At 65.1% G+C, this 18,297-nt stretch carries 12 protein-coding genes; 9 read left to right on the top strand and 3 right to left on the bottom strand.

Going from position 1 to position 18,297, the window contains the following annotated elements; all coding sequences use genetic code 11:
- Positions 1-121 precede the first annotated feature (121 nt).
- The 6 genes from BUS42_RS17870 to BUS42_RS17895 all read left to right on the top strand — a co-directional run bounded on the left by BUS42_RS17870 (position 122) and on the right by BUS42_RS17895 (position 7,680).
- A complete protein-coding gene (locus BUS42_RS17870; RefSeq protein WP_074308429.1) occupies positions 122-1,885 on the top strand; it encodes a sigma-70 family RNA polymerase sigma factor in 1,764 nt (587 codons plus the stop codon).
- Between the two features lie 316 nt (positions 1,886-2,201).
- Complete coding sequence (gene xseA, locus BUS42_RS17875; protein ID WP_074308431.1) at positions 2,202-3,374, top strand: exodeoxyribonuclease VII large subunit; 1,173 nt, start codon at positions 2,202-2,204, stop codon at positions 3,372-3,374.
- 2 nt (positions 3,375-3,376) lie between these two features.
- Positions 3,377-3,688, top strand: coding sequence for an exodeoxyribonuclease VII small subunit (gene xseB, locus BUS42_RS17880; protein ID WP_410001687.1), 312 nt, complete (start codon positions 3,377-3,379; stop codon positions 3,686-3,688).
- 174 nt (positions 3,689-3,862) lie between these two features.
- Positions 3,863-4,783 (top strand): polyprenyl synthetase family protein, encoded by a 921-nt coding sequence (locus BUS42_RS17885; protein WP_254053589.1) that lies wholly within the window; start codon positions 3,863-3,865, stop codon positions 4,781-4,783.
- Entirely contained in the window at positions 4,783-6,714 is a 1,932-nt protein-coding gene (gene dxs / locus BUS42_RS17890; RefSeq protein ID WP_074308433.1) for a 1-deoxy-D-xylulose-5-phosphate synthase, read from the top strand. Before BUS42_RS17885 ends, dxs begins: the two co-directional genes overlap by 1 nt.
- A 54-nt stretch (positions 6,715-6,768) precedes the next feature.
- Positions 6,769-7,680: an NAD(+)/NADH kinase gene (locus BUS42_RS17895; RefSeq protein ID WP_074308436.1), complete on the top strand. Its 912-nt coding sequence runs from the start codon at positions 6,769-6,771 to the stop codon at positions 7,678-7,680.
- A gap of 89 nt (positions 7,681-7,769) precedes the next feature.
- Here the strand turns inward: BUS42_RS17895 and BUS42_RS17900 are convergent, their stop codons facing one another.
- Both BUS42_RS17900 and BUS42_RS17905 read right to left on the bottom strand, forming a co-directional pair.
- Positions 7,770-10,967: an AsmA-like C-terminal region-containing protein gene (locus BUS42_RS17900; protein ID WP_074308438.1), complete on the bottom strand. Its 3,198-nt coding sequence runs from the start codon at positions 10,965-10,967 to the stop codon at positions 7,770-7,772.
- A gap of 96 nt (positions 10,968-11,063) precedes the next feature.
- Positions 11,064-12,380: an ArnT family glycosyltransferase gene (locus BUS42_RS17905; RefSeq protein ID WP_074311188.1), complete on the bottom strand. Its 1,317-nt coding sequence runs from the start codon at positions 12,378-12,380 to the stop codon at positions 11,064-11,066.
- A 521-nt stretch (positions 12,381-12,901) separates the two neighbouring features.
- Here BUS42_RS17905 and BUS42_RS17910 point away from each other — a divergent pair.
- Positions 12,902-14,491, top strand: coding sequence for a Kelch repeat-containing protein (locus BUS42_RS17910; protein WP_074308440.1), 1,590 nt, complete (start codon positions 12,902-12,904; stop codon positions 14,489-14,491).
- Positions 14,492-14,704: 213 nt separating this feature from the next.
- On the opposite strand, the gene tilS is transcribed toward BUS42_RS17910, so the two are convergent.
- Complete coding sequence (gene tilS / locus BUS42_RS17915; RefSeq protein ID WP_074308442.1) at positions 14,705-16,126, bottom strand: tRNA lysidine(34) synthetase TilS; 1,422 nt, start codon at positions 16,124-16,126, stop codon at positions 14,705-14,707.
- A gap of 113 nt (positions 16,127-16,239) precedes the next feature.
- On the opposite strand from tilS, the gene BUS42_RS17920 reads away from it, so the two are divergent.
- Together BUS42_RS17920 and BUS42_RS17925 are read left to right on the top strand one after the other, a co-directional pair.
- Positions 16,240-16,419, top strand: coding sequence for a hypothetical protein (locus tag BUS42_RS17920; protein ID WP_074308444.1), 180 nt, complete (start codon positions 16,240-16,242; stop codon positions 16,417-16,419).
- Positions 16,420-16,876: 457 nt separating this feature from the next.
- Positions 16,877-18,241 carry an IS701 family transposase gene (locus BUS42_RS17925; protein ID WP_074304624.1) on the top strand — a complete coding sequence of 455 codons (1,365 nt, stop codon included), beginning with the start codon at positions 16,877-16,879 and terminating at the stop codon, positions 18,239-18,241.
- The last annotated feature ends 56 nt before the right edge of the window (positions 18,242-18,297 follow it).

The following is an 18,297-nucleotide window of genomic DNA, read 5'->3' on the forward strand; positions in this document are numbered from 1 at the left end:
GTCGCGTGGGCCGTTGATAATGCCAGGGCCAAGAAAAGGGGACGCGTTCGGAGAAAAGTTGGAATCGCCCACTCGCTTCCCGGCACTTTATTGAGAAGCAAGAGCACGAGGGGATCGAACGATGGGCGAATCAACCGACGGCATCATCTTGAAGCATCTCCAAACGCTCTACAGCGTGGGGGCGATCGGAGGGCTGTCGGACAGCGAACTCGGGGAACGCGTCGTGGCCGGGCGGGACGACACCGCCGAGGCCGCGTTCACGTGCCTGGCCGAGCGGCACGGACCGATGGTCCTCCGCGTCTGTCGGCAAATGCTCCACGATCGCCACGAGGCCGAGGATGCGTTTCAGGCCACTTTCCTCGTCCTGGCCAGCAAGGCCCATGCGATCCGTAATCAAGACTCGGTGGCCGGCTGGCTCCACGGCGTCGCCCGCCGCGTCGCGCTCAGGTCCAAGGCCGACGCCACCCGGCGGCGGATCAAAGAACGCCAAGCCGCGATCGTCGCCGCGGCCCATTCCCCTGAGGACAACCAGGGCCAGAGCGAATCCTGGCCCGAGCTCCACGAGGAGATCGCTCGATTGCCGGAGCGATACCGTGAGCCGGTCGTGCTCTGTTACCTCGAAGGACTGACCACCGAGGCGGCCGCGCAACGGCTGGGCTGTCCCCAGGGGACGATCCTCTCCCGGCTCTCACGGGCGAAGGAACGATTGCGAAGGAGTTTGACCCGCCGCGGCGTCGCCGTGCCCGCCGGCGTGCTCGCGGCGGAGTGGGGTTCGGACGTGGCGTTGGCGGTGCCGGCGGCCTTGCTCGAAACGACGGTGCGGGCGTCTTTGAATTTCACGGCGCGACAAGCAGCCGGGGCCGCGCTGGCCTCGACCACGGCGGTCGGCCTGGCACGGGGGGTACTTTACGCCATGACTCTCTCACAGTGGAAAACCTTCGGCGCGGCGACACTCGCCTGCGTCCTCGCCATGGGAAGCCTCCGCGCCTTCGCTCAGTTCGGCGGCATCGGTGGGACCGACGAGGCCCCCGCAGTCAAGCCGGTCGCCGACGATCGGCAAGCGGCCCTGACCCGATCCGTGGCCAAGATTCAGACGGAACTCGACGAGGCGAATCGGCGGAATGCCGAGTTGCAAAAGCAGTTGCAAGCGATCCAGGCCGAGTTGAAGACCTTGCAGGCCAACCCGACACCAGCCTCAACCAAAGAAGCCAAGCCTAATCAAGCCGCAACGGCGACGCCAATCAGGCTGCCCGCCGAGGGTTTCGGCATGAACGCTCACACAGGTTTTGCCCTCCAGGGAGGTTCGAATCAATACAAACATCACACCTTCAAAAACTCAGTGATCGTTGTGTCTCCCCTGGGGGATAAAATCAAGATCTATAACACGAGAACCAACAAGACTCAGTCACTCCAGTTATCCGCCTCGAAGGAATTTCCACTCGAGGTCATTCCCATTGCCTCACCGGGTGCTGGAGCCCTCAGGTTGAAGGGGTCGAATATCATTCGCATCGCCGCCTCCCGTTCTCTCGACGGAAAGTGGATCACGCAGGACCTACGCGAACCCGTTAATGGTGTTGTATCACCGCTCGGTGGCACCGATATCGTCGTCTACCTTCTCGGTCGATACGCTTATGGCTTCAGCCCCAAGCTGCAGCGTTGGGACGTCGTGGAACTTCCCAATGGCACAAAAGGGAGTCCGCTCGCCGCCATCGGAATGGCTTCCATTGAGGGCGACGGCCACGTTTACACCTTCGACAACGACACTGGCAAGTGGAGCGATGTCGATCTCCGCGCGATTATCGACGCGCCCGATGACAACCAACCAAACGATGCCGAGCCAAACCCAGCGGCGAGTGAATCCACCCCACGAGCAACGACTCCGTAACGCCCGGTTCGTCGGCTGGACATGTGAGCGGGCAACTCATTCTCTCTCACAAACATGTCGCTGTTTCGTATAGTGGGCACGGCCCACCAGGTTTTGTGGGAAAGGCTGGTGGGCCGTGCCCACCCTACGAAATATCGACATCCATGGCTTTTTTACCAATACAAGGTTCATTCCAGCCGGGCGACGTGGCCTCGGGATGTTCACTGCCCGAATTGCTGAGATCGCCGGCGGAGAGTAGGATAGGGCTGCGGGACAGGCGACGCAAAAGGCGTAAGGAACCGTCCCGACCTCCCGCGTGGCCCGGAATTCTCGCCTCATGACCAGCTTGTCACTGTTTGACCTCGGCGACGATGAACCGTCTGGGCCACCGCTCGAAACGGTGTCGGAGCTCACGGGTCGGATCAAATCGACCCTGGAGCGGCGATTCTCCGAGGTCGCACTCAGGGCCGAGGTCTCCAACGTCGCGCGGCCGAGGTCGGGGCATATCTACCTCGTGCTCAAGGACGACGGGGCGCAGGTGCGCGCGGTGCTCTGGAAGGCCGAGGCCCAGCGGCTCGTCTTCGACCTGGTCGACGGCCTGGCCGTCACGGTCTGGGGCAAGCTGGCGGTCTACGCGCCCCGGGGCGAGTACCAGGTCACGATCCGCAAGATCGAGCCCGAAGGGATCGGGGCGCTCGAGCTGGCGTTCCGCCAGACGGTGGCCCGGCTCGCGGCCGAGGGGCTGTTCGACCCCGAGCGGAAGCGCCCTCTACCCCGGTTCCCGCGGCGGATCGTGGTCGTCACCAGCCCGAGCGGCGCGGCGGTCCGCGACTTGCTGCAAGTCATCAGCCGGCGCTGGCGGGCCTCGGACATTCTGATCGCACCGGCCCGGGTCCAGGGCGTCGGCGCCGCCGAAGAGGTCGCCGAGGCGATCGCCCTGGCCAACCGCGTCGCCGGCGCCGATCTGGTCATCCTCGCCCGAGGGGGCGGGAGCCTTGAGGACCTCTGGGCGTTCAATGAAGAAGTCGTGGCGCGAGCCATCGTCGGCTCCGCCCTGCCGGTCATGACGGCGATCGGCCACGAGGTCGACCTGACGATCGCCGACCTCGCCGCCGACCGCCGCGCCCTCACGCCGAGCGAGGCGGGCGAGCTCTGCGTGCCCGATGCGGTCGAGATTCGCCGGACCCTCGGCCGCCTGGCCGATCGGATCGCGTTGTCGGCCCGGCTCCGGCTGCAAGAGGCGCGCTCCCAGGTCGACGCCGCCTCCAAGGGACTCGACCGCGCCGTCCGCCGCGACCTCGACGGCCGCCGGCACCGGCTCGGCCGGCTCGCCACCGCCCTCGAGGCACTCAGCCCGCTCGCCGTCCTCGCCCGCGGCTATAGCCTGACCTTCCAGGCCGACGGCATCACCCTGGTGCGCTCGGCCGACGACGTCCAGGTCGGCGACCAGTTGCAAACCCGGCTCGCCTCGGGCCAACAAATCACCAGCCGTGTCGAAGGGAGATCCTGATCGTGGAACCTGAGCTGGAATTCGAAGCCGCCCTGGTCGAGCTCGAGCAAATCGTCGGCCAACTCGAAGGCGGCGAGCCCGCCCTGGCCGAGGCCCTGGCCAGGTACGAACGGGGGATTCACCTCCTGGCCCACTGCCAGAACCTGCTCGATGGCGCCGATCGGACCGTCGCCTTGCTCACCGGCGTCGACGGCAACGGTCAACCCCTGACCACCCCCTTCGACACCACCGCCACCGCCGACCGCGACCGGGGCGACTCCCCAGGCCCCAAAACACCTAAAACCCCCAAACCGAATGACGGAATTCCCTTCTGATTCTCCCCTCACTTTGCGTTGCAAAGTTTTTGACGGAGCCATGTGGACAATCTCGAAAAGTTTGTCAACAATGAGCACTGTCCGGCTTAAGTGGCCCCCGTGGTGGGATGTTCAGGGGTGCGCATGGACGGCGTGCCGCCCCGCCATCGGCTCGCTGCTCGAAATCACTTGCCCATGATGACTTCTAGGTCAGTCGAGAGTTCCCCGCCCGCCTCGTTAATCGAGGAGGCTCGGCGTCAGGTCGATGAAGCACTCAGGGGTTACCTACCGGCCGGTGAGGACGCGGGCGCGCTCTGCCCCCCTCGGCTGGCCGAGGCGATGCGCTACAGCGTACTGGGCGGCGGCAAGCGGCTCCGGCCGATCCTCTGCCTGCTCGCAGCCGAGGCGTGTGGGGCCAAACCTTCGGCCGCGCTCCCCGCAGCCTGCGCTCTCGAACTAGTGCATACTTATTCCCTGATCCATGACGATCTGCCGGCCATGGACGACGACGACTTGAGGCGCGGGCGACCGACCTGCCACAAGGCGTTCGACGAGGCAACGGCGGTCCTGGCGGGTGACGGTCTCCTGACGCTTGCCTTCGAGATCCTGGCCCAGCACATCCGGCCCGCCGAAGCGGCGGTCGCCTGTGTGCGGGCGTTGGCCGAGGGGTCGGGGCCGAGCGGCATGGTCGGGGGCCAGATGGCCGACCTTGAGGCCGAAGGGCGGACCGACGCGAGCCTTGAGGCGCTGGAGTCGATCCACCGCCGCAAGACGGGGGCCCTGCTCCGTGCCTCGCTCCGGATGGGGGGCCTGGTCGCCGGCGCCGATGCGACGAAGCTGCACGCCCTGGATGTCTACGGCGGCGCTGTGGGCTTGGCGTTCCAAATTATTGATGACCTGCTCGATGTCCAGGGCGACGAAACCAAGCTGGGCAAGCGGGTCGGCAAAGATTCCGGGTTAGGAAAGTGGACTTACCCCGGTTTATTAGGAATCGAGGGGAGTCGCCAGCGTGCCAGGCAACTGGCCGACGAAGCCGTCGCGGCTCTGGCCCCCTTGGGAGATTGCGGTGATCGGTTGCGGGCTCTGGCCCTGGATCTATTGGAAAGGGACTGCTGATGAGCAGCACGATGTTGCCCAAGATCGAGTCGCCGGCCGACCTACACTCGCTCTCCGAGAAGGACCTCGAGAGGCTGGCGGCGGAAATGCGCGAGGAGTTGATCGGAATCGTCGGCCGACGATCCGCGCACTTCGCAAGCAACCTCGGTGTGGTCGAACTCTGCCTGGCCCTCCACCTGGCGTTCGACTTTTCCCAGGACCGCCTGATCTGGGATACCGGGCACCAGATCTATCCGCATAAGCTGATCACCGGACGTGCGGCCGAGCTGCACTCGATCCGGACCAAGGGGGGCCTGATGGGCTACCCCAACCCGGCTGAGAGCCTGTACGACCTGTTCATGACCGGCCACGCCGGCTGCGCTCCGTCGACCGCCCTGGGACTGAAGGCGGGGGACGACCTGGTCGGCCATCCCGAGCGGCACTCGGTCGCGGTCATCGGCGACGGCGCATTCCCTTCGGGCATCGTCTTCGAGGCCTTGAACAACGCGGGGGGGCTCCGCAAGAAGTTCCTGGTCGTCCTGAATGACAATCAGATGTCGATCTGCCCACGGGTCGGCGGACTGGGCTACTACTTCGACAAAGCCCGAATGACGCCGATGTACAGTGACTGGAACCGGCGGGTCCGCAAGCTCCTGCCGGCGATCCCGCTGGTCGGTGACCAGGCCGACCGCTGGCTCCAGCAGATGAAGGACGCGATCAAGGCGTCGGTCCACGGCGGCATGCTCTTCGAGGAGCTCGGCTTCACCTACATCGGCCCGATCGACGGCCACGACCTGAAGACGTTGCGGACCTACCTCGAGAAGGTCAAGGCGATGGACGGCCCGGTCCTGCTCCACGTCCTGACCGACAAGGGGCACGGGTTCGAGCCGGCCGTCAAGGATCCGGTCAAGTACCACGCCCCCGCGCCGTTTCAGCGGGTCGAGGACGGGATCATCCCGCTCAAGACGTCGAGCCACAAGGCGTTCACCGACGCCGTCAGCGCGGCGATCTTCGCCGCCATGGAGCGTGACTCGAAGGTGGCCGTCCTGACCGCCGCGATGTGCGAAGGGAACAAGCTTCAGAAGATCCGCGAGGTCTTCCCCGATCGCTTCTTCGACACCGGGATCTGCGAGAGCCACGCCGTCGCCTTCGCCGCCGGCATGGCCAAGGCCGGGGCCCGGCCGATTGTTGATATCTACAGCACGTTCCTTCAGCGCTCGTTCGACCAGATCTTCCAGGAAGTCTCGCTCCAGAACCTGCCGGTCGTATTCACGCTCGACCGGGCGGGCCTGGTCGGGTCCGACGGGCCGACGCATCACGGGTCTTATGACCTGGCCTACATGCGGATGTTCCCGAACATGGTCGTCATGGCCCCGGGCGACGAGAAAGACGTCGCGCCGATGCTCGAGTTCGCGCTCGGGCACAACGCGCCGGTCTCGATTCGCTACCCCAAGGCGAACCTGGAGACGATCGAGCGTGAGGCGCAGCCGATCGAGCTGGGACAGGCCGAAGTCCTCGAGTGGGAGACCGACGGCATCTTCCTCGCCTGCGGGACCCTGGTCAGCTCCTGCCTGCGGGCGGCCGAGCGGCTCCGGCAGCAGTACGGCCTCCGGATCGGCGTGGTCAACGCCCGATTCGCCAAGCCGCTCGATAAGACGGTCGTGCTCAAGGCGGTCGAGGAATGCGGCTTCGTCATCACGGTTGAAGAAGGTTGTCTGGCGGGCGGCTTCGGCTCGGCGGTCCTCGAAGTGGCCAGCGACGCCGGCCTCTCGACGGCCAACGTGCGGCGGCTCGGCCTGCCCGACCACTATATCCTTCACGCCGAACGCGACGAGCAGCTCGCCGAGGTCGGCCTCGACGTCGACGGAATCGCCCGGGCCGCGCTCGAACTGGCCCGCGCGGCCGGCCTGCCCGCCGTGCTCGCCGAGAATGGCCAGGCCTGCGCCACCTGACGCCCGGCCTGGGGTCCCTCCTCTCCGTAACGGGCAAAAAGAAGGCCATTCTCTATGGGGAATCACCCCGCCTCGCCGGGAACGACTGCGAGCCCCTTGTCCTTGCCCGTCTTGAACGTGGTGATTCTGGGCAACGGCACGAAGCCGGAGGTCCACATCGAGGCCAAGCGACTGGCCGGCGCGATCGAGCAGCATCCCACGCTCCATCTCGTCGGCCTCGACCTGGCCCCCGACACCGACCTGTCCGGCCTCTCGGCCGACGTGGCCTTGGTGCTGGGCGGGGACGGGACGGTCCTGCACACCGCCCGACGCATGGGCGATCGGCCCACGCCGGTGCTCGGCATCAACGTGGGCCGGCTCGGCTTCCTGGCCGAGCTGACTCCCGAAGCGTTCCTGGAACGGCTCGGCGACCTGGCCGAGCGGCGGTACACGGTCGAGAACCTGATGACCCTGGCCTGCACGCTGGCGCCTCGGTCGGGCCCGACCCGGGAGTTCCGCGGCCTCAACGACGTCGTGCTCCGGGCCGCGCCGGTCTTTCACCTGCTCGAGATCGGCCTCTCGATCGACGGCGAGAGCGTCATGACCTACCGGGGCGACGGCCTGATCCTCGCCACGCCGGTCGGCTCGACGGGGCACAGCCTCTCGGCGGGGGGGCCGATCCTCCCTCCGAATGCTCACATGTTCGTGGTCACACCGCTTTGTGCCCACACCCTGACCCAGCGCCCGCTGGTCGACAGCACCCACAAGGTCTACGAGATGATCCCGTTGGCCACCGGAGTCGCGACCGTCCTGGTCATCGACGGCCAGGTCCAGCTCCCGGTCAGCAGCGGCGACCGCGTGATCGTCCGCCGCGGCCAGACTCCGTTCCCGATGGTCCGCCTTCCCGGCCACAGCTTCTACCGGACCCTCCGCGACAAGCTCGGCTGGGGCGCCGCCCCCCCCGGTGACCGGGGCGTCCACCCGTAACCGTCAACACCACATATCCCAAGATTTTGTCGAGTGGGCACGGCCCACCAAAGAGTTTTCGCTCGCCTCGAAGCTTCAATCCGACCGCGCTACCGCACGTCGGATTCCTCGCGACTGTTTCGGCCCTTGCCGACCGAGATCGAACGGACGCTGTCGGCGACTCTGGGAAGGGCCGTGAACTCGAACTTCGGGGAGGCGAGTGGGCCTCGGACGCTGACGACGAAGAGTTGGCCGCTCGCTTCGCGGATGGCATCGCTGAGAAACGGCACATGAAATCGGTCACGGCCGGCCAGGGGATTGAGTGCCAGGTTGAGGCGGCCCTGGACGTCCATCGTCCCTCGGCCCTTAAAACTGATGACATTGCCGGTCAGCTTGATCGCGTCGAGCCTCGAGTCGCCGTTCTCGATGTTCCAGGCGACGTCGGCCGAGTCGAACAAGGCATCCTTGTTCCCTGGTGAGAACTTGAGCCTCTTGAGGTCGTTGACCAGCTGGAACACGAGCGGCAGCTCGCCAAGGTTTCCGCGCACGACGTGGGCCTCGCCATGGCCTTGCAGGGTCTTCAGGTCGTTGCCCATGCCGTTAAGCGAGAGCTGACCGGAAACCAGGCCACGGTAAGTCTGGTGGCCACTCAGCGTCTCGGCATAGCGCAAGAGGTCGGCCTCCTGAACGACCAGCTCGGTCTCGTATTGGGGCGTGGCATCGAGGGTGACCCCGAACCGGCCGCTCACGACGCCACCGAGAAGCTTGCCGCGAATATTCGTGAGCTCGGCCTTGCCATGGTGCACCGTGAACGGCGACTCGAGCGAGGTAATCTGCTGGCCGAGCACCCTGACGCTGGCGAGGTTCAACGCGCCTCCGACCTCGAGGCTCTGGCCGTCGAACCGACCGTGGACGTTGTCGAGCTGCCCCTGGAGGTGCTCCAGCGGAATTCCGGCCTGGATCGTGTTGTCGTTGAGCACCACGAGCACGTTCTTCCAGTCGCAGAGGACGGAATCCTGAGGCCTGCCCGACCAGCTCAGACCGAGGTCCCCATTGATCTTGGCAATCGGCCGCCCCTGATCGAGCCGCCGCGCAAAATCCTTCATCACCGGCGGCATGATCGTGACCAGCTCTTCGTGGTCGAGCCGGAGTTTTTCGACCGTGACCTGCTCGACGTTGAGCTTGAACTGGCCGCTGTCCGCGACCAGGACCTGGCCGCTCGCGAACTTCACGGGCGAGCCGTAAAACATGAAGCCCACGTCCTCCATCTTGACCACGCCGTTGTCGGAGACGAACCGCCCCTTGACCTTATCCATACGGAGTGAGTAGATCCCGCTGGTGTCCTTCCCCCCCGGCTGGCGGGGCGGACCAAACTTGAGTTGGACGGCCGTCTCGGGCCGGGGATCGATCACAAGGTGATACTGCTCGCGCCGGTCGGGATGAACGAGGATTTCCGCCTCCACGTTGCTCGATCCGTTGGGATTGAGCGTCTCCCACGACTTCCGCCAGGCCGGCGGCAGCGCATCATATAACTGTTCGTCGAACGGGAGCTTCTCGGCTCTCATCTTCAGCTTGACGGCCAACCGATCACCGGGGCCGGGACCTGGCAGCTTCTCGACGTCCCCGCTGCCGGTGATCTCCGCTTGCCCGTTGCGGCCTTTCATCTTACGGAAGATCCACTTGTCCGGGTGGAGCTCAAGGTCGCCGGTCAGGTTCGACACGGGATACGGCAGACCGTCCCACCTGATCGAGCAGTTTTCATTGAGGCTCAGGAACGCATCGACCGTCACCTTGCCCTCGGGCGGATCGTCCGGACTGGTCCGGCGCGTTCGCTCGACGTCGGCCTTGCCGCGGACCGAGCCGGTCGGATGGAACTCGCCGACCACTTTATTGATCTCGGGAGGCATCGCGTCGAAGAGGGCCTGGTCGATCGGCATCGCCTCCCCCTCGAAATGGAGCTTGACGTGGGCGTCGTCACCCGGGTTATCGATCGTGCCGGTCGCCTTGAGCGGCTTCCCTCCGACCAAGGTCTGCAAGTTGACGCGAATCTGGTTGTTCTCGCAGACCAGCCTTCCTCGGATATGATCGAGCGGGTACTTAAAGAAGCGATAGATCATGGACGCATCGATACAATCCACGGTCCAGCCAAACCCGAGCGGTCCCCCTTCGCGCTCGCGGACGAGATGGACCGCCGCCTTGATCCGTCCCGAGGGGGAAAAGTCCTTCCAGAGCGGGAGAAACTCGGACGGAGTCCAGGCGCGGAGCCGCTTGTCGAGCTCGAGTTCGTCGACGCGGAGCAGAAGACTGAGCGGAGCGCGTTCGGGATCGCCGAGCACGATCAAGCTCTCCTCGATCGTGAACTTCGTCCGTCCGTTCGCCCCCGTGGCTTGGTCGATCCGGATCACGCCGTCGCGTGCCGAGAGATTGGCCGCGACGTCGTTGATCGTGAACGGGAGATGGGCGCAGTCCCACACCCCCGAGCGAATCTGAATCCCGACGTCGTAACGAATCAAAGGGTTGGCGGTCGGGTCATAGGACACCTGGCCAACGCGCAAGTCGATCTCGCCGCCGGTCATCCCCACCTGCTCGAACGCCGAGCGAAGCTCGGCGGGAAGCCGGCTTCGGAGGGTCGCGGAGATCGCCAGTCGGGAAACGTCACCGCCAAGGCTGAGCTTGCCGGTGGCCAGGTCGATCGTCCCCTTGAGGGCGAGGCGGCTGAACGCGTCTCCCTTGGCCGAGCCCTCGAACTCGAGGAGCTTGCCGCCGGGTGACTTGATGTCAATCGCCACGTCGCGAAGGATCACGGGAGACCGGGTGACGTCGCCGTCGATCAGTTCGACAGTCCCGTTCTGGATCCGGATCGGCGGGGTCTTCATCATCGGGCCCGGCCAGGGATCGGCGAGCAACCCTTGGAGATTCCAGGTCCCATCCTTCCGCTGTTTGAGCCGCAGGGTGGGCTGCGCGATCACCACCTCGCGGGGTTCGAATTTCCCCTTGAGCATCGCCCGGGCGTTATACCCGATCCGCGCCCAGGGGAACCGCAGCGTCTGGAACGGAGCCCCATTCAAAGTCTGATTGATTTGCAGATGCGTCAGGTTGATCTCGCCCAGGAACGGCCGGATCCGGGCCCGCCCCACGTTCACGTCGGAGCCCGGCAGGAATCGCTTCCCTTGGGACTGGATCAGGGCGGCCACCGTCTCGCTGTCGGTCACATACCAGAAGGCAAAGCCGATCACTCCGCCCATACAAGTCAGGAGCAAGAAGGTCCCCCAGAAGAGGGCCTTACAGACGCGGTGCCGAGTGAGCATGAGCCATGCCTCCTTCCTTGGAGGAGCCGCAAGCGAGCGACCGATGATCGTTCCCAATCCGTTGCGTGGTGAGAGCCACTTCGCCGACCACGGATTTCAATGCGATTCCACGACCGATCGATCACGATCTCGAGCCAGGCGATGGCTCAACCTCTGAACTCCGATCGCAGCCAGCACCATCGCCGGCATTTCGGCGGGGATGCGGTAACGCATCGAACTGGCGAAAACCATGTGCATGGCGCAAAAGTAGAGCAAGGGGCCAGCCAGAATGACCAGGGCGCGGGGATCGCGACGGCGGTCCCAAACACCAAGGGCCATCAATATAAACAAAGGGATCGTGAACGTTGCACTGGCCAGCGCGACGAGCGGCGAGCGAAAGGACTCGGCGTTGGGCCAGGGGCTCCAGTACCGCGCGAATTTGACGGCCGCCAGCCCGAGCGCCCGCCCCGGCCGATCGCGAGCGAACGCCAAGGCGCGATCGCGCAGCAAGGCGTCCTGCGTCTCCTCGTCGAGCGGCCAGAGCGCGGGGTCGTTCATGAAGTCCATGTTGCTGGCCCCGGTCGCCCGGGGGTTGAGCCCGTCGTAAAGACTGGCCCCCGTCCAGATCGCCGTCGGCACGAACCGCCCGAACAGCCGCTCGTTGCGCACCCACCAAGGGGCCATGACCACCACCGTGCCCAGCACCACCAGGCCCGCCCCCCGGACCGCCGCAACCCGCCGGCCCCGGCCGCTCGCAACGACCCAGGCCAGGAGCGCTGCGGGCGGGAACAAGGCCCATGAGGGACGCACCAAGACCGCCGCTCCCCAGGCGAAACCGGCCCCCAAGGCCCAGGCCCACCCGCGTCGCCGCGGCGCGCTCGCGTCGTCGCCTGTCCAGAGCACAGCCAGCGCCCAGAGTCCGAAGAGCATCAGCGGCAGGAACACCGCCTCGGTCAAGATCAACGCCGAGGTCACGATAAAGTAAGGGTTGAACGCCACCAGGGCCGCCGCCACTAAGGCGGGCGTCCACCGCCTCGGACGCTCCCCCCCCGCCCTTTCCCGCTCGGGCAAGAACAGGTCGGTCAGCCGGTAGACCAGCCAGACGCAGAGCACCCCGAGCCCGGCCTGAACCAGCCGGACCGCGATCGGGCGATCGCCGAACAAGAAGCGGCAGACCGCCAAGAAGAGCGGATAGCCCGGCGTCCTGAGTGCGAAGTGCGGAATCTCTCCCCAGTCGAGCACCTCGTAAGGCGTTCCATCGCGGATCGTGCCCGCAAGGAACCAGTAGACTTTGGTGTCGGGGAAGACGCACAAAACCCCCTTGCGCTGGGTGTACCACTGCACGAGATCGGCCGCCAGCACGCGCAGTCCTAGGGCCCATTCCAGCACCAGAGCCAGCGATGCAAATCGTTCGATCGCCCTCGGTTCTGCCATGGGATGCCGAAAAGATGGGTGGTCGATCAGGGGGACGAGTCCGAGGGGCGCCGGATGGTACGCCAAAGCCGCCGGTAGGGTCAATCGCAACCTCGTTGCCCCTCCCCGGCAGCATCGGCCTCCCACTTCAGCCCGACTGACCGGTCCGTCGGCAGCCGGATGGCCTGAATCCCTCTTCAAGACGAGGAAACTCGTCGCACCGTCTCGTCCGAGTTCAGAGGAGACAAAACCTCTCAAATCGAGTGTGCCGGCCTGGTAGTGGATTTCGCCGAGGCCTCTGATTCGATTAAATCGTCGTCATGACGCTCTTACCTCCGCGACCTCAACCTGCCTGAGACGCCCTGCCGACCGAGGCCTGATCGGTCCACCAAGCACTGCAACGCGACTCTCGGGGCCAGATCCCACCGAGATCGCCGATCCACCGGGAATCCCCACATCCTCCACCATGACCGCAAGGCGGTCGAGGTCGTTAGGCTCACAGGCGGGACCTGAGCGGAACACACAGGCACCGAGACTCTCACATGATCACTGCAAAGCGATTCCCGTACTCCTGGATTCGTTCCACACTCGCGACGTCCGCCGTGCGAGCCTGCCAGGGATTGCTGATCGCCTCGACGGTCGCAGCAGCCGCCGGCCCCGAGGACGGCGTGCCGACGCCCTCCGCCGCGGCGGTCCGGCTGATCGGCGGCGAGGAGGTCGTATTCGGGCCGGGGGCCGCGCCGGTCGCCGGCGTCCGCCTGGACCACCCGTTGGGCAAGTCCGACTTCAAGCTCGGGTTGTCGTTTCAGGGAGATGCTTCTGATCTACGGGATCTCGGCGACCTGGCAAGCCTCTGGGACGCGAAGCGACGCCAAGGATTCACGCTCGGCCTCCGTGACAACACGGGCGTGACGACGAGCCATGCGAACCAGCGTCAGCTTCAGTTCGGGATCGACGCCGGGACTACGCCGAGTTGGCGGGCCGAGGGCCGGCCGGGCAAGGCGCTGCTCGGATTCTCGATCGCCGTCCACGAGGGCCGACTCTACGTCGGGACGTGCGAGCCGAACCTCCCCGATCGCGGGCAGGTTTATCGCTACGACGGACCGGGACGATGGGAACCTCTCGGCGCGCCTGACGCTTCGAATTCCGTGACGGCCATGGCCGTCCACGAGGGTCGGCTCTACGTGGCCACCGGCAAGTATCTGACAGTCGGATCGGCGCTCCCGGCGTCGGACAACCAGGAGCGTGGAGGTCGCGTCTTCCGGTTCGCCGGGCCCGGAAAGTGGGAGCCGGCGGGCGACCTCGATCCGACGCCCGCGGTCGCCGCGTTGGTGTCGTTCGGCGGGCATCTCTACGCCTCGTCGATGTACAAACCCGCCGGCTTCTTCCGATACGAAGGGGGCGAACGCTGGACCTCGATCCCCACCCCAGGCGATCGCCGCGTCCAGTCGTTGGCCGTCTTCGACGGGGCCCTGTATGCCGGCAGCTATGATGGCGCGTCCGTCGCGCGCTTCGACGGCAAGGCCTGGACCGACCTGGGCCAGGTGGCCAGCAACGTCACCCAGACCTACTCGTTCGCCGTCTACGAGAATTTGCTCCACGTCGGGGCGTGGCCCACGGGCAAGGTCTACCGGATGGAACCGGCCGGGGGCTGGGCCGACGCGGGCCGGCTCGGCACCGAGACGGAAGTGATGGGGATGCTCGTCCACAACGGCGTCTTCTACGCCGGCTCACTGCCCGGCGCGAAAGCGTACCGCTACGAGGGGGACACCTCCTGGTCGCTGCTGAAACAACTCGACGCCACCCCGGACGTGGTCTACCGAAGAGCCTGGACCATGGCGACTTATCAAGGCCGCATGTTCGTCACCACGCTTCCCTCCGGCGAGGTCTGGTCGATGTCGGCGGGGAGCCTCGCCACCCACGATCACGAGGTCGCCCCCGGCTGGCACGACGTCGTCGCACAACGACTCTCCGGGAAGCTCCGGCTCTACCTCGACGGCCGCCTCGTCGCCCAAACCGAAGATAACAATCTCGACCTGGCCACCGAGGGGCAAGAGCTGACCATCGGCGACGGACCCCGCGGGCGATTCGTCGGCTCGATGAAAAACGCCTGGTTCGAAGTGACTCCTTGACGCCCGGGCGTCGTCCCGAGGGATCGCCAATCCCTCGGGGTCAAGCTTCGCCCAACCCGTTCTCCTCACGGTGGCAAGCTTGTACTTGGCGTCCTCAGTTGGCCCCATATTTCCCGTAGTCTGGGCTGCTGGTGCGGTCATCGTTTCTCTCCCTCTCCGGTCAAGGAGAAGTATGGGCCATTCCTTTCAACCCACTTAAGCTATCTGCACCAGTCAATATGTAGAGAAAAACTCGTTCGCACGCCCCCCGGCAGCATCGGCCTCCCACTTCAGTCCGACCGTCCGGTCCGTCGACGCGGTCAGGCGGACCCGGTGGGCAATTCGATGGCCGACCACCCAGATAATTCCGAGGCGGTCGCAGACGAGCGGGACCTGCCCCCGCGCCTCACGCGGCACGCGCCGGCCCCGGAAGAAGTCGTTCAAGGGGGTGGACTGCCCCCCCATGCCCAGCGGCTGGAATCGGTCGCCCGCCAGGGGAGCGCGGACCGAGAGCGGGAGGACAAGGCGGTCAAGGTCCATCGTTTCGTCGCGCGGGGCATCGGGATCGAGCGTCGTGACAACCCGGCCATCGATCCAAGGGGCCGAGCCGGGCAGTTCGAGCGGCACCGCCACCTCGAGAACGGGCGCGGCGAGAGTTTCGACGGGCGCCCCTCGCCGGCGCATGACCAGGGTCCGCGGCTCAAGGTGGACCTCGATCCCGCCGAGGACCAAGCTCGGCGCATCGGTCCGCTGCACCAGGTCGGCAAGCCGCCGCCAGCGTGCGGCGCTCATCCCCGCCTCGGGCCAGCCGGCGCGACGCCAGACCAGGCGGAGCACTTCCGTACGGTGGAACCTCGAATATCGCCCCAGGGCCTCGCGATCGAGGGACACTTCGTCCGAGTTGGCCTCGATCGTGGCGGCCCGCACCATCGCGAGCACGCGGCGGCGGTCAGTCCGATCGGCGGCCGCGGCGAGCTCGCCCAGGCGGACCAGGGCCTCAGCCACCTTCGGGTTGTACTCGGCCGCGAGCTTGGGAAGCAGGTCGTGGCGAATCCGGGCCCGAGTTCGCGACTGGTCGTTGTTGCTGGCGTCTTCGCGGAACGCCTGGCCGAGCGCCACGAGCGAACCGCGCACCTCCTCGCGCGCCACCTTCAGAAGCGGACGGACAAGCGTGATCCCAGCCGCCAACGGGCGCCGCGACGGAATCCCGGCGAGGCCCCGAGGCCCCGTCCCACGCACAATCCGATGGAGAATCGTCTCGGCCTGGTCGTCGCGGGTGTGACCGACCGCCACGACCGACGCCCCGCGCGCCCGGGCAACCTCGGCCAGCCAGGCGTAGCGTGCCCCTCGGGCATCGGCCTCGAAGTGCCCCGCGCGAGTCGGACTCCACTGCCCCCGGTCCACCGGCAGATCCAACGTCCCGGCCAGCTCCGCCACGAACTCGGCATCGTTGCGGCCCGCCTCGCCCCGGACCCCATGGTCGAGGTGCGCCACCGAAAGCCGGAGCCCCAACTCAGGCCCGAACCGGTGCAGCACCCGCAGCAGGCCCACACTGTCCCCTCCCCCGGAAACGGCCACCACCCAGCCGGTGCCGAGCCCGGAGTCCACCCAATGCACCAGCCGTCGCCGCACACGCTCTTGCCACTCTGCCGACACAAAATCCCCTTTCTCACCCCGCCAACCGCCAAATTCGGCGCCGCATTTGCAGGAAATAACAACCTAGATGCTTGTGTCTTCAATCATTGAGAAAATGAAGGGAGCGAACCATCATGGCCACGAATCCACCCCCGGGCGACGGCCATCGCCAAGGAGCCGTCCGCAAGCGTTCCCAGGTCGCGAGCCCCCTGACCGAACGCTACACCAAGCGCGATACCGAGACCGGCCGATTCATTGCTCAGAAAAAGGATGGGCAACCGTTCAAGGGGGTCCGCAAGGAGCACCAGGGCTGAGAAAAATCGCCCCTGGGATCTCAGGTGTTCCGCCTTGCTCTTTTCCGATGATGCCCCGTAGCCTCGATTTTAGCACCGGCGGATCTTTTTCCGACACGTCCCTGGATCATTGGTATGCGCTCGTCTTACAAAGGCGAGCGGGGAGTTGATCGCTCCCTGGCTTTCGACGGACGATGAGTCCCGGTCACGTGGCGTCAGTTCCAGCAAACTTCCTGTTTTTTCTCAACGACCCGATCCAGGGCTAGGAAGCCTCACGCGACTCGTTCCCACGGTCCCCCGTGGGAATGCAGTCTAGTACTACAGCGCTAAGTTCAAGTTTCGCACTTCTCCCAAATGTCAAATTCCGACTTGTAGATTCAATAGGGCTCCAAAAAAAAACGTCGGCGTCTCTGTCAGTTTTTGGCAAATTGTTTGGGCCTTACACCGAACAATTTCCCCTGACACAGGACGCCGACCCATGGAACTTACACCCTCCTTCCTCCTCTTGCTACAGCAATTCACACCCGTCTTCACCAATCCCTCCTTCCACACCTTCACCTTGATCGCCTCCGGCTGGATCCTCTCGAATCGCCACCGCTATATTACCGAACTCATCTTCTCCAGCGGCCAGGTTGGCATCGGACATTGGTCACGCTTCCATCGCTTCTTCAGCCATGCCGCTTGGGACCTCGATCACTTCTCGATGTCCCTGGCCAAGCTTGTCGTCTCCATCCTCGCACCGGGCGCCACTTTTTACTGGGCCGTCGACGACACCCTCTGCCGAAAACGCGGACTCACCCTCTACGGCGCCGGCATGCACTACGACCCACTCATCTCCAGTCGAGCCAAAGCTCTCGTCAGTTGGGGACACGACTGGGTCGTCCTCTGCCTGATCGTCGTCCACCCGTTCTGGGCACCGACCAAAGTCTTTGCCTTGCCCATCGCCATGCGGCTCTATGTCAACCGCCAAGGCTTAACCAAGGGCAAAAAGAACCAGAAAAAGAAAAAGGCAAAGCCCGATCCCAATCATCGCACCCGCCCCGAACTCGCGATGGAATTGATCCACTTGGCGGCGGACTGGTTCCCCGACGACGAGATCGTCATCACCGGCGACAGCGCCTATGGGGGCCAGAGCATCCTCGGCCAACTTCCGCCCACGGTCCATCTCATTAGCCATGTCCATCCCAAGGGGGCCCTCTATGAGCCAGCGCCTCCCAAGGAGGAGAAATCCAAAGGGGCGCCCCGCAAGAAAGGCCAGCGCCTCCCCGGCATGAAGGAGTGGGCCGAGGATGCGAATCAACCCTGGACCCCACACGACTTTGACCAGTTCGGGCTCCATGCCAGCTTGGCGGTCAAGACGATCCAGGCCCTCTACTACAAGGCCGGCAAGGACCGACTCCTGACGATCGTCTTGGTGCGTGACCTCCAGGGGAAACGTCCCGATCAGATGTTCTACTGCACCAAGCTCGATTGGACCGTCCCGCAGATTCTCTCGGCCTACTCGTACCGTTGGGCAATCGAATGTACTTTTGAAAATACCAAGCAACTTCTCGGCCTCGAGGATCCCGCCAATCGCCTCCCCAAGGCCATCGAGCGAACCGCGCCGATGGCGTTGTTTCTCTACAGCTTGGTGGTGGTTTGGTTCCACCAGACCGGTCATCGATTTCTTCGTTTTCCGGTCCGCCCGTGGTATCCGAAGAAGCAAGAGGCCTCGTTTGCCGACCTGCTGACGACCTTGAGGCGGGTCAGCTATGAGGAGAAAACCGAGGGAGCGCTATCCAACCGGTATGACCTAAAAGCCTGGATTGCGCAGCTCACCGAGTTTCTCAGCCGCGCGGGCTGAGCCGACATCGGCCGGAGATTTCGGCCCTCACTCGCACTTGATCAAGGGGTCGCCGG

The organism is Singulisphaera sp. GP187, assembly GCF_900129635.1.
Lineage (GTDB): Bacteria > Planctomycetota > Planctomycetia > Isosphaerales > Isosphaeraceae > Singulisphaera.

Coding starts and splice junctions, on each gene's coding strand:
- BUS42_RS17920 (WP_074308444.1), top strand. CDS start 16,240: ATGGCCACGAATCCACCCCCGGGCGACGGCCATCGCCAAGGAGCCGTC.
- BUS42_RS17900 (WP_074308438.1), bottom strand. CDS start 10,967: ATGCTCACTCGGCACCGCGTCTGTAAGGCCCTCTTCTGGGGGACCTTC.
- BUS42_RS17870 (WP_074308429.1), top strand. CDS start 122: ATGGGCGAATCAACCGACGGCATCATCTTGAAGCATCTCCAAACGCTC.
- BUS42_RS17905 (WP_074311188.1), bottom strand. CDS start 12,380: ATGGCAGAACCGAGGGCGATCGAACGATTTGCATCGCTGGCTCTGGTG.
- dxs (WP_074308433.1), top strand. CDS start 4,783: ATGAGCAGCACGATGTTGCCCAAGATCGAGTCGCCGGCCGACCTACAC.
- BUS42_RS17895 (WP_074308436.1), top strand. CDS start 6,769: ATGGGGAATCACCCCGCCTCGCCGGGAACGACTGCGAGCCCCTTGTCC.
- xseA (WP_074308431.1), top strand. CDS start 2,202: ATGACCAGCTTGTCACTGTTTGACCTCGGCGACGATGAACCGTCTGGG.
- BUS42_RS17925 (WP_074304624.1), top strand. CDS start 16,877: ATGGAACTTACACCCTCCTTCCTCCTCTTGCTACAGCAATTCACACCC.
- BUS42_RS17885 (WP_254053589.1), top strand. CDS start 3,863: ATGATGACTTCTAGGTCAGTCGAGAGTTCCCCGCCCGCCTCGTTAATC.
- BUS42_RS17910 (WP_074308440.1), top strand. CDS start 12,902: ATGATCACTGCAAAGCGATTCCCGTACTCCTGGATTCGTTCCACACTC.